This is a genomic window from Xanthomonas sp. NCPPB 3174 (assembly GCF_056725205.1).
In genome coordinates this window covers 1,720,653-1,733,989 of record NZ_CM161517.1, presented here as the reverse complement: position 1 = coordinate 1,733,989, position 13,337 = coordinate 1,720,653, and the positions used below count along the sequence as shown (strand labels likewise).

The window sequence follows — 13,337 nt, the reverse complement described above, 5'->3', positions numbered from 1 at the left end:
GCTGCGTTGCAGCGGAGGAACGCTGACGGCGAGCGCACTGTAGCGGCGGCCAGGCCTGGCTCGGTATTACAATCGAGACAATGGATATCGAAATCGCGCCAACCCACGCCGTGCACTCCCCGGTCGAGAATGGATCCGACAGTGCCCTGGACCCGCGCGCCCTGGAGTGGTTCGAACGCGCTGACGGGCCGCCAGCGGTCGCGTTCCTGGCGCATTCGCCGGTGTCGCTGCGGCGCGAGGTGGACTGGCACCGCCACCTGCGCGGCCAGTTGATCTACGTGGAGGACGGCGTGCTGGGCACGCGTACCGCCCACGGCCAATGGTCGCTGCCGCCGGGCTGCGCCGGCTGGATGCCGCCGCAGGAACTGCACACGGTGCAGGTGTCCGGGCGGGTGCGCAGCTACCTGGTGCTGCTCCGCCCCGACGTCTGCGCCGACCTGCCGCCGCGGACCTGCGTGATCGGCATGAACGGCCTGTTCCGGGAAGTGCTGCGGCGGATGACCCAGTGGGGCGTGCCGCAGGAACTGCAGGCCGAGCAGCAGCGCCTGTGCGCCGTGCTGCTGGACGAGGTGCGCAACGCCCCGGTCGAGCACCTGCACCTGCCGATGCCGCGCGACCGGCGCCTGCTGCGCATCGCCACCCAGTTGCTGGAAACCCCGGCCGACGACCGCTCGCTGGCGCAGTGGGCGCACTGGGCCGGGCTGTCGCCGCGCAGCCTGAGCCGGCACTTCCGCGACGAGACCGGGTTCGGCTTCGCCGGCTGGCGCCAGCAGGCGCGGCTGGCCGAGGCGCTGCGCCGGCTCAGCGACGGCGCCAGCGTCGCCGACACCGCCTTCCGCCTGGGCTACAGCAGCCCCAGCGCCTTCGTCACCGCCTTCCGCGGCCGCTTCGGCCATCCTCCGGCCCGTTACCTGGCCAGCGCCGGTGGCACGCGCGGCTTGGCATCGCCAGCCGCATCCGGATAATCGACCGGCTGACCTGCGGCGCCTGGCGCCGCGTTCCCCTACAGGTACTTCCCGCGCATGACCGATCTCGCCCGCCCCGCCTTCCATGGTTTCGAACAGCTGCCGCTGCGCGAATACGCCGAACGCGCCTACCTCGACTACTCCATGTACGTGGTGCTGGACCGCGCCCTGCCGTTCCTCGGCGACGGACTCAAGCCGGTGCAGCGGCGCATCATCTATGCGATGAGCGAGCTGGGCCTGAACGCGACGGCCAAGCCGAAGAAGTCCGCGCGCACCGTCGGCGACGTGATCGGCAAATACCATCCGCACGGCGACAGCGCCTGCTACGAAGCGCTGGTGCTGATGGCGCAGCCGTTCTCCTACCGCTACCCGCTGATCGAAGGCCAGGGCAACTTCGGCTCCACCGACGACCCGAAGTCGTTCGCGGCGATGCGCTACACCGAGTCCAAGCTGACCCCGATCGCCGAAGTGCTGCTGGGCGAACTCGGCCAGGGCACGGTGGACTGGTCGCCGAACTTCGACGGCACCCTGGACGAGCCGACCTGGATGCCGGCGCGGCTGCCGCACCTGCTGCTCAACGGCACCACCGGCATCGCCGTGGGCATGGCCACCGACGTGCCGCCGCACAACCTCAACGAGATCGTCAGCGCGCTGATCCGCCTGCTCGACGACCCCGATGCCAGCGTCGCCGACCTGTGCGAGCACGTGCGCGGCCCGGACTACCCGACCACCGCCGAGATCATCACCCCGGCCGCCGACCTGCGCACCATTTACGAAACCGGCCATGGCAGCGTGCGCGCCCGCGCCACCTACCAGAAGGAAAACGCCAACATCGTGGTCACGGCGCTGCCCTACCAGGTGTCGCCGTCCAAGGTGATCGAGCAGATCGCCCAGCAGATGCGCGCCAAGAAGCTGCCGTGGCTGGAAGACATCCGCGACGAGTCCGACCACGCCAACCCGGTGCGGGTGGTGCTGGTGCCGCGCTCCAACCGGGTCGACGCCGAGCAGCTGATGGGTCACCTGTTCGCCACCACCGACCTGGAGCGCAGCTACCGGGTCAACCTCAACGTGATCGGCCTGGACGGCCGCCCGCAGGTCAAGAACCTCAAGACCCTGCTGGAGGAATGGCTGCGCTTCCGCAGCGACACCGTGGTGCGCCGCCTCAACCACCGGCTGGAGAAGGTCGAGCGCCGCCTGCACCTGTTGGAAGGGTTGCTGACCGCGTTCCTCAACCTGGACGAAGTGATCCGCATCATCCGCACCGAGGACGAGCCGAAGCCGGCGCTGATCGCGCGCTTCGCGCTCAGCGAGGAACAGGCCGACTACATCCTGGAAACGCGCCTGCGCCAGCTGGCGCGGCTGGAAGAGATGAAGATCCGCGGCGAGCAGGACGCGCTGGCCAAGGAACGCGAGCAGCTGCAGGCGGTGCTGGCCAGCAAGACCAAGCTGAAGAAGCTGATCAAGGACGAGCTGATGGCCGACGCCAAGAAGTTCGGCGATGCGCGGCGTTCGCCGTTGGTGCAGCGCGGCGCGGCCCAGGCCATCGACGAGACCGAGCTGGTGCCGAGCGAGCCGATGACCGTGGTGATGTCGGAGAAGGGCTGGATCCGTGCGGCCAAGGGCCACGACGTGGACCCGGCGGCGCTGTCCTACCGCGACGGCGACGGCCTGCTGGCGGCGGTGCGCGCACGCAGCACGCAGCAGGTGGCGTTCCTGGATTCGGAAGGCCGCGCCTATTCGACCCTGGTCCACACCCTGCCCTCGGCGCGCGGCAACGGCGAGCCGCTGACCGGGCGCTTCTCGCCCGCGGCCGGTGCATCGTTCCAGGCCATCGCCAGCGGCGAGAACGACAGCCGCCTGGTGCTGGCGTCCTCGCACGGCTACGGCTTCGTCACCCGCTTCGAGAACCTGACCAGCCGCAACAAGGCCGGCAAGGCCATGCTCAACCTGACCCCGAACGCCAAGGTGCTGCCGCCCGCGCCGGTGAGCGGCGCCGGCAGCGACCGCATCGTCGCGGTCACCAGCGCCGGCCACCTGCTGGCGTTCCCGGTCGCCGACCTGCCCGAGCTGGACAAGGGCAAGGGCAACAAGATCATCGACATCCCCAAGGCCAAGCTCAGCACCGAACGGGTGGTGGCGATCGCCGCGGTGGCGCCGGGCAACACGCTGCTGGTCAAGAGCGGCCAGCGCACCATGTCGCTGTCGTTCAAGGACCTGGACGCCTACCTCGGCGCCCGCGCCAGCCGCGGCGGATTGCTGCCGCGCGGCTGGCAGAAGGTCGACGATCTGGCGGTGGAGTAAGCACCGCCTCGCAGGCAAGGCCCAGAGGACGGCGCGACCGCATCCGCACCGCTTCTCTAAGTCGTTTCGCCAGGTCGCACGGATACCGGCGCCGCATCGATCCGCGCGCCCTCGGCCGCACCCTGCGCGGTCGCCAGCGCGCGAATCCGCGCGGCCACGCCGGCATCGACGGGCGTGTAGACGATCATGCCCAGGTCCGGCCGGCCATCGACGGCGAAGGCCGAGTACTCCAGCGCGATCTCGCCGAGCAGCGGATGCCTGAGACGCTTTTCGCCATCGCCCTCGCCATGGCTCAACACCTCGTGGTCGTGCCACAGGGCCGCGAACTCGGCGCTGCGCGCGCACAGTTCGGTCACCAGGGCCGCCGCGTCCGACGCGATGCCCGCACGCACCACGTCGGCACGAAACGCGCCCACCACGAAGCGTGCCACCCTCGCCCAATCGTGCTGCTTGGCACGCGTGGCGGGATGACAGAACAGGAAGCGCAGGATGTTGCGCTCGCCGACGGGAAGCTGGCCGTAGTCGGTCAGCACCACCGCCGCCGCGCGATTCCAGGCCACCACGTCCCAGGTCGGCGTCTTGACGATGGCCGGACTGGTTTCCAGCGCATCGAGGACGCGCTGCAACCGCGGGTCGACCCCCGCCACCGCGCGGTAGCGCACCTCCGGCTGGCGCCCCAGCGCGACCATGAACAGGTGGTCGCGTTCGGCCTCGGTCAGCAGCAGCGCGCCGGCGATGCGCTCCAGCACCTGCGCCGACGGCGCGCCCCCACGCCCCTGTTCCAGCCAGGTGTACCAGGTCGGGCTGATGTTGGCGCGCTGCGCGACTTCCTCGCGGCGCAGGCCCGGCGTGCGCCGACGGCCGGAGAAGCCGAAGCTGGCAGGATCGAGCCGGGTCCGCCGGCTGCGCAGGAAGTCGCCCAGGGAATGGGCTGGATCGGAATGCATGGCGAGCCTGTTAGTCGCTTTACTACGATGACGTCACTACTTTAACGGGATACGCCGATGCCGGAGAGTCGCTCGCACCGACACAACGGAGTGCACCATGCGTATCTTTCTGACGGGCGCGACCGGTTTCATCGGTTCGGCCCTGGTTCCCGAACTGCTCCAGGCCGGCCATCGCGTGCTCGGCATGACCCGATCGGAGGCCGGCGCGCAGGCGCTGCGCGCGGCCGGCGCCGAGGTCCACCACGGCACGCTCGAGGATCCGGACAGTCTGGCGCGTGGCGCCGCGCAGGCCGATGCCGTGATCCACGCGGCGTTCGACCATGATTTCAGCAACTTCGCCGCCAACTGCGAGAAGGACGGACGCGCGATCGCGGCCCTCGGCGCGGCGCTGCGGGGTTCCGATCGCCCGCTGCTGATCACCTCGGGCACCGGCGTGGGTAGTGGCGAACACGGCGAGCCGGCCAGCGAGGACGTGTTCAACGCCACCCACCCGAATCCGCGCATCGCCTCCGAGCAGGCCGGCAACGCGTTGCTCGAGGCCGGCGTCAATGTCTCGGTGCTGCGGCTGCCGCAGGTCCATACCCCGTATCGGCAGGGGCTGGTGACCCCGCTGGTGGCGATCGCGCGCGACAAGGGCGTGGTCGCCTATGTCGGCGACGGCCGCAACCGCTGGCCGGCCGGCCACCTGTCCGACGTGGTGCGGCTGTATCGTCTTGCGATCGAGAGGGCGCAGCCGGGGGCGCGTTATCATGCGGTGGGCGAGGAAGGCATCCGCAGCCGCGAGATCGCCGAGGCGTTGGGGCGCGGTCTGAAGTTGCCGGTAGTGTCGATCGCGCCCGGCGAGGCGGCCGCGCATTTCGGCTGGATGGCGATGTTCGTGCAACTCGACATGCCGGCCTCGAGCGCGCTGACCCAGGCCAGGCTCGGCTGGACGCCGACCGGCCCGACGCTGATCGCGGATCTCGACGCAGGCAAGTTCGCCGCCTAGCCGCGCGGTCGGGGCGGCATGTACAGCGTCCTGCGGGTGCCGCGCCTTGTCTGCGGACGCGTCGCTGCTGGCTCAAGCGGCGTCTGTCGACGCCCGCTTCGCGCTGTCATCCGCCGCCGCGCCGTCGCGCAGCTGCTCGATATGGCTGGCGATCATCGCCGCCACGGTATCGGCCACCGCGCGGGCGCTCAGTCGGGTGTCGAACAGCAACTCCACGGTCGCATAGATCAGGTCGACCACGATGCGGCTGACCAGCCGCAACTGGCGCGGGTCGGCATCGGGGAAGGCCTCGCTGAGGAAGCGCACCTGGCCCTTGGTCACCTGCGCATGCGAATCCAGGCGCACCTGCTGCAGCGCCGGCACCGCGCGCAACGCACGCAGCACCCAGACACCGCCTTCGGTCGCCTTGGTGACGCGGTAGGTATCCAGCACCAGTCCGGCCAGCGCGCGCTGCAACGCCTCGCGCGTGCCGCTCATCGCCTGCAGGGTGATCCACTTGGGGATGAGCTGGTTCTGCCGCTCCATCAGCCGCCGGCCCAGTTCCGACAGCAGCGCGTACTTGTTCGGGAAATAGCGGTACAGCGCCGGCGGCGTCAGCCCGGCCCGCGCGCACACCAGGTTGGTGGACAGCCGCTCCACGCCGACGTCGCCGAGCAGTTGCGCGGTGACCGAGAGGATCTGTTCATAGGTCTCGGTGGCGCGATGCTGGGCCGGCACCTTGTTCCCGGTCAGGCGCGGGCGGTGCGGTGCGGGGGAACGCGGCGTGTCGGCGGGCATGGGATCTCGATGGTGATGAAGCGGCACAGGCCGCGTTGCGGCGCGCATCGCCGCGGCCCTGCGCGCGCGGACGGCGCCGCAGCGCCGCTGCACGCGCCGACAACGCATCTTACCGCGCGCGTCGCTGGCCCATCGGCAACGACGCTCAGCGCCGCGCCAACCAACCGCTGAGGCCGGCCGCCAAGCGTTGCTGCAGGGCGGTGTACGGAGGAAAGAACGCCTTGACGATCGGCAGGCGCCCACCGTGCAGCAGCGCGCGCTCGTGCGAGAAGGTGCGAAATCCGTGCACGCCGTGCGCACTGCCGAATCCCGAGGCGCCGACCCCGCCGAACGGCAGGCCGCTGTGCACGAACTGCTGCAGGCAGTGGTTGACCACCGCACTGCCGGAACTGGTGCGCGCCAACACCCGCGCGATGCCGGCGCGGTCGCGGCTCCACAGGTACAGCGCCAGCGGCTTGGGCGCGGCATCGAGTCGGTCGAGCACCTCCTCCAGCTGCTCGAACTCGACCACCGGCAGCACCGGGCCGAAGATCTCTTCCTGCGCGATGCGCGCCTGCGCCGGCACCTGCGCCAGCAGCGTCGGCGCCACGTAGCGCCGTGCCGCGTCGTGCTCGCCACCGGCCAGCAGTTGCGCGCCATCGGCGCGCGCCTCGTCGATCAGCGCAGCCACGCGCGCGGCATGGGCCGGATGGATCATGCGCGCCAGGTGCGGACTGGCGGCGACCGCCTCCGCGTCGGCACCGTAGCGCTGCACCAGCAGGGCGCGGCAGTGCTCGAGCAGGCGCGCGCTGACGTCGCGATGCACGAACAAGGTATCCGGGGCGATGCAGGTCTGTCCGGCATTGACCAGCTTGGCCCAGACGATCACCTCGGCAGCGCGGCGCAGGTCGGCGCTGCGGTCGACGATCACCGGCGACTTGCCGCCCAGTTCCAGCGTCACCGGCGTCAGCTGCCGCGCCGCCGCGGCCATCACCTGCCGGCCCACCGCCGCCGAGCCGGTGAAGAACACATGGTCGAACGGACAGGCCAGCAAGGCCTGCGCGGTGGCCGCACCGCCCTGCACCAGGGCCACCTCTTCCGGCGCGAATGCCTCGTCCAGCACCGCCTGCAGCACCGCATTGACCTGCGGGGTGAATTCGGAGGGCTTGATCAGCGCCGTGTTGCCGGCGGCCAACGCCGACACCAGCGGCCCCAGCACGGTGGCGACCGGGTAGTTCCAGGGCCCGATGATCAGGCAGCGGCCCTTGGGCTGGAACGCGATGCGCGCGCGCGTGCCCAGGGCAAGCAAGGTGGGCGAGACCTTGCGCGGACGCATCCAGCGCGGCAACTGCGCGATCGCGGTGGCGATCTCGTCGACCACCGGCAGCACTTCGGTCAACTCCACTTCCAGCGCCGGCTTGGCGAAATCGGCGGCGAAGGCGGCGACCAGCGCCTGCCGTCGCGCCAGCAGCGCATCGCGCAGCGCACGCAGGCGGGCGCGCCGCGCGCTCGCCGAGGCGCCGCGCCAGGCCAGCGCGGTGGCCTGCTGCGCGGCGAACAGCGCCGCGATCGTCTCCGGCGCGGTGTCCCGCACGGGCTCAGGCGACATCGCCGTTCTCCTGCCTGGCGGAGGTCGGCGATCCCGCTGCACGCAGCAGCGCCCTCCCCTGCGCCCCGCGCGGCATGCCGGCACGCATCGCGACGGCGATCAGCGCACGCGCATGGCGCCCATCACCCTGCATGCGAGCCGGCCTGCAAGGCAGTCGCATGGCGTTGCCGCCGGCCGATCCACAACGCCAGCAGCGCCGCGGCGAAAGCAAAGCCCAGGCCGACCAGCGGCACCGGCGCCGGATCGTCGGCGTGCAGCAGCAGCGAGGCCAGCAACGGCCCGCAGGCCGATCCGATCAATTGCGCGGCCGGCACCAGCACCGCCACCCGCCCCTGCGCATCGGCGCGCAGCGCCAGGCCGACATGGAACGGCATCAGGAACATCCAGGCGAAGCCGAACGCCACGCACACCGCGGCGAAGCCGAGTGCCGGCGCGCCGGGAACCCGGTACATCGCCGCGGCCACCAGGCACAGCGCCAGGCTGCCGAGGGTCAGCGTCGCCGTCACCGACAGCCGCCGCACCCAGTAAATCGCCGCCAGCCCGCCGACGATCTGCATGCCCAGCACCCACGAGGTCTGCAGTTGCGCCGCGTGCGTGTCCAGTCCCGCGCGCAGCGCCAGCGGCTCCAGGTAGGCCCACAACGCGCCGATCGCCGACATCTGCAGGAACGCCACCAGCAGCGGCGCCAGCGTCGCCGGCGACCAACGCAGCCTGGCGGTGGCGGTCGTCGCGCACTGGACGCCGGCGGCGGGGGCCTGGCTCGCCGCTGCCGGCAGGGCCGCCGCCAGCGGCAGCACCAGCAGGCAGGTCGCGGCCATGGCGACGAAGCCACCCTTCCAGCCGGCCGCCGGCAACACCCACAGTGCCAGCGCCGCCGCCAGCGCGATCTGCGCCAGCGCCTGCAACACCATGAACACCGCGGTGACCCGGTCCGGGGTGGCCGCGCGCACGATGCTGACCGTGGCCACCCAGACCAACAACCCTTCGGCCAGGCCGGCGGCCGCACGCAGCGCGACGAAGGCCGCATCGCCCTGCGCCTGCACCGTGGCCAGGTTCAGCGCTGCGGCCAGCAGCGCCGCCACGACCGCCGTGGCACGCTGCCAGGACACCGACAGCAGCGCATCGCCCAGCGCCACGCCAATGCCCAGCGCGATGATCTCGCCCATCGCCACCACGCCCACGCCGGGCAACGTGATCAGGCGCTGCTCGACCAGCGCACCGAGCACGATCGGCTGCACGCCGAGGATCAGCAGGGCGATGGCGCCGATCGACAAGGCCGCCGCGAGCGGACGCGTGGCCTGGACGGCGCTTGCCGCGCTGGAAGACGGGGATGGCATGGCGGTCATCGCAGTGGACCCTCAGTAGCCTTTGCTTTCGGCCGGAAAGTCGCCCGCGGCGAAAGCCGCGGCGGCACGCCGCTGGTCCTTGCGCAGGCGCCCGTTGGCGATGCGCCGCACCCACCAGGGCAGCTCCCGCACCCGGCCGCCGGTGGCCGCGGCGAGGACGTAGGCCTTGGCGCATTTTTCGAACAATTCCACGTTCAACGCCAGCCGCTGCGCGGTGATGCCCAGACACAGCGGGCGTGCGCCAAACAGCAAGACGCTGCCGCTGCCCGGCGCGGCCGTCGCCAACGCGTCGACCGCAGGAAACGGCGCCGGCATCGGCCCGATGTGTCGGGCCTGCTCGTCGAACACCTGCGGCAGCACGCCGCCGACGTCGCCCAAGCGCAGGCCGAACACGCCGGCCGACCAGGCGCTGGCGCCGACATCCGGACGCCGCGCGTACACCTGCGCGTGCACCTGCGCCGCGGCCGGCAGCGCCGGGTCGCGCCAGTCCAGCCACTGCGGCCGCTCCGCATCGCGCGCGCCGCAGCACATCGCCGTGGTGCCAGGACAACGCAGCGCCAGCGCCGCCGCATCATCGCCGAGCAGGCGCTTGGCGGCGAGCCGCTCGCGGGTCTGCAGCCACAGCGCTTCGATGTGCGAGAGAGTGGGCATGCGCTACACCAGCTTGAACACGTCGTCGAAGCGATTCAGCGCCTCGTCCACCACCGCATCGGTATCGGCGCGGCTGGTGTAGATGCGGCTGCCGGCCAGGGTGATCAGCCCGTGCGCGGAATACGCCGCGCCCATCTCCTCCATCATGTGCTTGCGCTCCTTGGCCTCGTTGCGCACGCGCCACAGCTTGTACAGGTTGCCGGTGTCCAGCAGCAGCACGCCGGAGGTCTGCAGGTGCACGATCGAGCCCATGTTGTAGACCACGTACGGCAGGCCGAGACGGCGGATGATCGCCTCCAGGCCCTGCCGCAGGCGATCGCCGGCGCGGCCGGCCTGGCCGGCGGCGTCGCTGCGCTGCGCCTCCAGCAAGGCGTGGTAGCCGGCCACGCAGGACAGCGGATTGGCCGACAGCGTGCCGCCGACGAAGGCCCGCCGCGCGGTGGTGCCGATGCCGCCGACCAGGCTCATCATCACCTCGCGGCGGCCGCCGATCGCGCCGGCCATCGGATAGCCGCCGGCCAGGCATTTGCCGAGCACGGTGATGTCGGGCATGACCCCGAAGTAGCCCTGCGCACCGCCCGGGCCGAGCCGGAAGCCGGTGACCACCTCGTCGAAGATCAGCAGCGCGCCGAACTCGTCGCAGAGCGTGCGCACCTGCCGGTTGTAGTCGTGATGCACCGGCCGCGTGCCGCTCTCCGGCCCCAGCGGTTCCAGCAGCACCGCCGCGGTGCCGCCGCGCAGGCGGTTGAACTGCAGCTTGCGGCGCAGTGCCTCCAGATCGTTGGGATGGCATTCCTGGGTGTAGGCGGTAGCGCCGCGCGGGATGCCGATCGCCTCCATGCGTCCGGTGCCCGGCAGGCGCATGCCGTACACCAACTGGTCGCTCCAGCCGTGGTAGGCGCCGCCGATCTTGATGATCCATTTCTTGCGGGTGTGGGTGCGGGCCAGGCGCACCGCGCCCATCACCGCCTCGGTGCCGGAGCCGAGCAGGCGCAGCATCTCCACCGCCGGCATGCTGGCGCAGACCAGTTCGGCCAGCTTGACCTCGTACTCGTGCAGCAGGCCGGTCACCGGACCGCACTGGTCCAGCACCGCCTGCACGTGTTCGCGCAGTTCCGGCGGATTGGACCCGAGCAGGGTCGGGCCACCGGCCTGCAGGAAGTCGATGTAGCGGTTGCCGTCGACGTCGGTCAGGTGCGCGCCCTCGGCGCTGTGCATCGCCAGCGGGAACGGATGGTTGAACGCCAGGTTGTGCTGTACGCCGCCGGGGATGACCTGCTTGGCCGCCTCGCCCAGGCGTTTGGAGCCCTGGCAACGCTCGTCGAAATAGCGCATCACCTTGGCCATGCCGGCGGCGCCGATCGGACGCATCGGCTGGTTCACCAGCGCATGGAAGCGCGCGTACAACTGGTCCACATCGGGCCATTGCGAAATGGCGGGGGTCTGGCTCATGGTCGGTGCCGGGTTCGGGGGAGCGGAAACGGAAAGCGCGTGCATGGGGTCAGGCCTCCAGTGCGTTGAGGACGGCGCGCAACGGCGCGGCCAGGCCGGTGTCGTGCAGGGCACGGCGTCGGATGCGGCGCGTCAGGTGTTCGCGCGCCACCTGCTCCAGCGCATCGACCGCCGCCACCGCCTGCTCCAGGCTGCGGCCGCAGCACAGCACGCCGTGGTTGCGCATCAGATAGGCATTGCGCGATGGGCGCAGTTGCCGCGCCAGCAGCCAGGCCAACAGCCCGGTGCCGGATGGGAAGTAACCGACCATCGGCACGCTGTGGCCGATCGTCACCTGCAACGCCGGGTCCTCCACCGGCAGCGCCACACCGAGCAGTGCGCAGGCGCTGGCCACCGGCTGATGGGTGTGGATGCTGCAGGCCACATCGGGCCGGCGGCGCAGCACCTGCGCATGCAGCCCGGTCTCCACCGACGGCGTGGCGGCGCCATCCAGTTGCCGCAGGTCGGCCAGGCGCACCACGCAGATGTCTTCGGCGCGCATCGCCAGGTAATCGATGGCCGAGGGCGTCACCGCGAAGCGCTCGGCGTCCAGGCGCAAGGCGACGTTGCCGCCGGTGCCAGCCAGATAGCCGCGCCGCGACAGTTCCACGCACAGCGCGACCACGCGCGCGCGTTGTTCATGGGCAAACATGCTGGGGAACCTCCGGCACGCACTCGGGAACGGGATTCATGCGCCGGTAGATCGGCGCCAGCGTGCGCTGCAACTCGCGGAACATCGCATAGCGGTCGTCGTACAGCGCGCGGGTGAGCGGCGACGGTTCGTATACCCGGCGTGCGCGTTGCAGCGCCGGCAGATCGGCGAAGCGCAGCCGGCCCAGGCCCACACCGGCGATGAAGGTGGCGCCGATCGCATTGGCCTGGATCGGATTGTGCAGTTGCCGGATCGCCTGGCCGCTGACGTCGGCGATGATCTGGCACCACAGGTCCGATTGCGCGCCGCCGCCGACCGCGGCGATCACGCCCGGATCGCGACCGAGCAGCCGCGCGAACGGCTCCATCATCCAGCGCGTGTTCAACGCCACCCCTTCCATGAAGGCGCGGATGATGTCCTCGCGGGTGTGCATCAGCGACAGGTTGACCAAGCCGGCGCGCAGGCTGTGGTCCTCCACCGGGGTGCGCTCGCCGAACAGCCACGGCATGTAGACCAGGCCGTTGGCCCCGGCCGGCACCCGCGCGGCGATGACGTTGAGTACCTCGTACACGTCCGGGCGTTCTTCGTCGCGCAGCAGTTCGTCGGGATGGAACAGGATGCGGTCGCGCAGGAACGAGAGGTTGGCGCCGGCAGTGGACTGCAGCGCGGTGGCCAGGTAGCGCCCGCTCACCGCGCACGGCACCGCGGCGATGTTGCTGAACACGTCGGTCTTCATCCGCGGCACGTGCGCGCCCAGCCACGACGAGGTGCCCAGGTACAGATGCGCGGCGTAATCCTCGACGGCCGCGGCCACCGCCACCGCCGAGTTGTCGATGGCGCCGGCGATCACCCGGGTCTGCGGCGACAGGCCCAGTTGCGCGGCCACGCCCGGCAGCAGCGGCCCCAGCACTTCAGTGGAGGCCACCAGGTCCGGCAGCTTGTCGCGTTCGATGCCGAGCAGCCGCAGCAGGCCGTCGTCGTAGCGGATGCGCATCGGGTCGCGGTTGTCGGTGACCCAGGTGGTGAGCACCGAATCGGCGGTGGCGCAGAAGCGCCCGGTCAGGCGCAGGTTGAGATAGTCCAGCGCGTTGAGGAACTTGTGCGTGCGCTGGTAGCGCTGCGGCTCGTGGTCGCGCAGGTAGGCGATGTGACCGGCGCAATCCTTGCCGCTGCCGGCCGGCGCGCCGCCGCTCAGGCGCAGCCAGCGCAGCAGTTTCAGCGGCGCATAGCCGCGCACGTTGAGCCAGCGCCCGCGCAGGCGTCGCGCGATCGCCGCCTGCCCGCGCATGTCCAGCCACAGCATGGCGTTGCCCAGCGCGCGGCCGTCGCGGTCCACACAGACGGTGCACTCGCCCTGGGTCGAGCAGCACACCGCGGTCACCCGCCGGCGCAACGCCTCGCCGCCCTGCAGCACCGCCGCGGCGGTGACCAGCAGCGCGTTCCACCAGTCGCGCGGATCCTGCTCGGCACAAACTCCGTGCACGTGCAGCGGCACCGGCTCGAACGCCCAGGCGATCACCTGGCCGTCCAGGGTGACCAGCGCGCACTTGCAGCCGGAGGTTCCCAGGTCCACCGCCAGCACCAGTGGCTGGTCGCCGCCCCGGTCGGCATCGAGCAGTTCGCTGCGCATC

11 protein-coding genes are annotated in these 13,337 nt (G+C 71.1%); 3 read left to right on the top strand and 8 right to left on the bottom strand.

The window, feature by feature from the left end; translation table 11 throughout:
• The first annotated feature begins 80 nt into the window (after nucleotides 1-80).
• Together AC1PK7_RS07610 and parC are read left to right on the top strand one after the other, a co-directional pair.
• The gene (locus tag AC1PK7_RS07610) at nucleotides 81-965 is read left to right on the top strand and encodes an AraC family transcriptional regulator (RefSeq protein WP_481100378.1); all 885 of its coding nucleotides are present in this window, start codon (nucleotides 81-83) and stop codon (nucleotides 963-965) included.
• 57 nt (nucleotides 966-1,022) lie between these two features.
• The gene (parC, locus tag AC1PK7_RS07605; RefSeq protein ID WP_481100377.1) at nucleotides 1,023-3,266 is read left to right on the top strand and encodes a DNA topoisomerase IV subunit A; all 2,244 of its coding nucleotides are present in this window, start codon (nucleotides 1,023-1,025) and stop codon (nucleotides 3,264-3,266) included.
• Between the two features lie 56 nt (nucleotides 3,267-3,322).
• Here the strand turns inward: parC and AC1PK7_RS07600 are convergent, their stop codons facing one another.
• Nucleotides 3,323-4,213, bottom strand: a complete 891-nt coding sequence (locus AC1PK7_RS07600; protein WP_481100376.1) for a helix-turn-helix transcriptional regulator — start codon at nucleotides 4,211-4,213, stop codon at nucleotides 3,323-3,325.
• A 97-nt stretch (nucleotides 4,214-4,310) separates the two neighbouring features.
• On the opposite strand from AC1PK7_RS07600, the gene AC1PK7_RS07595 reads away from it, so the two are divergent.
• Entirely contained in the window at nucleotides 4,311-5,201 is an 891-nt protein-coding gene (locus tag AC1PK7_RS07595) for an SDR family oxidoreductase (protein ID WP_481100375.1), read from the top strand.
• Between the two features lie 72 nt (nucleotides 5,202-5,273).
• Here AC1PK7_RS07595 and AC1PK7_RS07590 read toward each other — a convergent pair whose 3' ends face one another.
• From AC1PK7_RS07590 to AC1PK7_RS07560, 7 genes are all read right to left on the bottom strand, one after another.
• Nucleotides 5,274-5,978: a TetR/AcrR family transcriptional regulator gene (locus AC1PK7_RS07590; protein WP_481100374.1), complete on the bottom strand. Its 705-nt coding sequence runs from the start codon at nucleotides 5,976-5,978 to the stop codon at nucleotides 5,274-5,276.
• 145 nt (nucleotides 5,979-6,123) lie between these two features.
• The gene (locus AC1PK7_RS07585; protein ID WP_481100373.1) at nucleotides 6,124-7,566 is read right to left on the bottom strand and encodes an aldehyde dehydrogenase family protein; all 1,443 of its coding nucleotides are present in this window, start codon (nucleotides 7,564-7,566) and stop codon (nucleotides 6,124-6,126) included.
• A 122-nt stretch (nucleotides 7,567-7,688) separates the two neighbouring features.
• Nucleotides 7,689-8,840 carry an MFS transporter gene (locus tag AC1PK7_RS07580; RefSeq protein WP_481100860.1) on the bottom strand — a complete coding sequence of 384 codons (1,152 nt, stop codon included), beginning with the start codon at nucleotides 8,838-8,840 and terminating at the stop codon, nucleotides 7,689-7,691.
• 84 nt (nucleotides 8,841-8,924) lie between these two features.
• Entirely contained in the window at nucleotides 8,925-9,563 is a 639-nt protein-coding gene (locus AC1PK7_RS07575; RefSeq protein ID WP_481100372.1) for a hypothetical protein, read from the bottom strand.
• Nucleotides 9,564-9,566: 3 nt separating this feature from the next.
• Nucleotides 9,567-11,015, bottom strand: coding sequence for an aspartate aminotransferase family protein (locus tag AC1PK7_RS07570; protein ID WP_481100371.1), 1,449 nt, complete (start codon nucleotides 11,013-11,015; stop codon nucleotides 9,567-9,569).
• A gap of 49 nt (nucleotides 11,016-11,064) precedes the next feature.
• The gene (locus AC1PK7_RS07565; protein ID WP_420009447.1) at nucleotides 11,065-11,706 is read right to left on the bottom strand and encodes a class II aldolase/adducin family protein; all 642 of its coding nucleotides are present in this window, start codon (nucleotides 11,704-11,706) and stop codon (nucleotides 11,065-11,067) included.
• Entirely contained in the window at nucleotides 11,693-13,336 is a 1,644-nt protein-coding gene (locus tag AC1PK7_RS07560; protein ID WP_481100370.1) for a xylulokinase, read from the bottom strand. Before AC1PK7_RS07560 ends, AC1PK7_RS07565 begins: the two co-directional genes overlap by 14 nt.
• Nucleotide 13,337 lies beyond the last annotated feature (1 nt).

Coding starts and splice junctions, on each gene's coding strand:
- AC1PK7_RS07595 (WP_481100375.1), top strand. CDS start 4,311: ATGCGTATCTTTCTGACGGGCGCGACCGGTTTCATCGGTTCGGCCCTG.
- AC1PK7_RS07565 (WP_420009447.1), bottom strand. CDS start 11,706: ATGTTTGCCCATGAACAACGCGCGCGCGTGGTCGCGCTGTGCGTGGAA.
- AC1PK7_RS07610 (WP_481100378.1), top strand. CDS start 81: ATGGATATCGAAATCGCGCCAACCCACGCCGTGCACTCCCCGGTCGAG.
- AC1PK7_RS07560 (WP_481100370.1), bottom strand. CDS start 13,336: ATGCGCAGCGAACTGCTCGATGCCGACCGGGGCGGCGACCAGCCACTG.
- parC (WP_481100377.1), top strand. CDS start 1,023: ATGACCGATCTCGCCCGCCCCGCCTTCCATGGTTTCGAACAGCTGCCG.
- AC1PK7_RS07590 (WP_481100374.1), bottom strand. CDS start 5,978: ATGCCCGCCGACACGCCGCGTTCCCCCGCACCGCACCGCCCGCGCCTG.
- AC1PK7_RS07585 (WP_481100373.1), bottom strand. CDS start 7,566: ATGTCGCCTGAGCCCGTGCGGGACACCGCGCCGGAGACGATCGCGGCG.
- AC1PK7_RS07570 (WP_481100371.1), bottom strand. CDS start 11,015: ATGAGCCAGACCCCCGCCATTTCGCAATGGCCCGATGTGGACCAGTTG.
- AC1PK7_RS07575 (WP_481100372.1), bottom strand. CDS start 9,563: ATGCCCACTCTCTCGCACATCGAAGCGCTGTGGCTGCAGACCCGCGAG.
- AC1PK7_RS07600 (WP_481100376.1), bottom strand. CDS start 4,213: ATGCATTCCGATCCAGCCCATTCCCTGGGCGACTTCCTGCGCAGCCGG.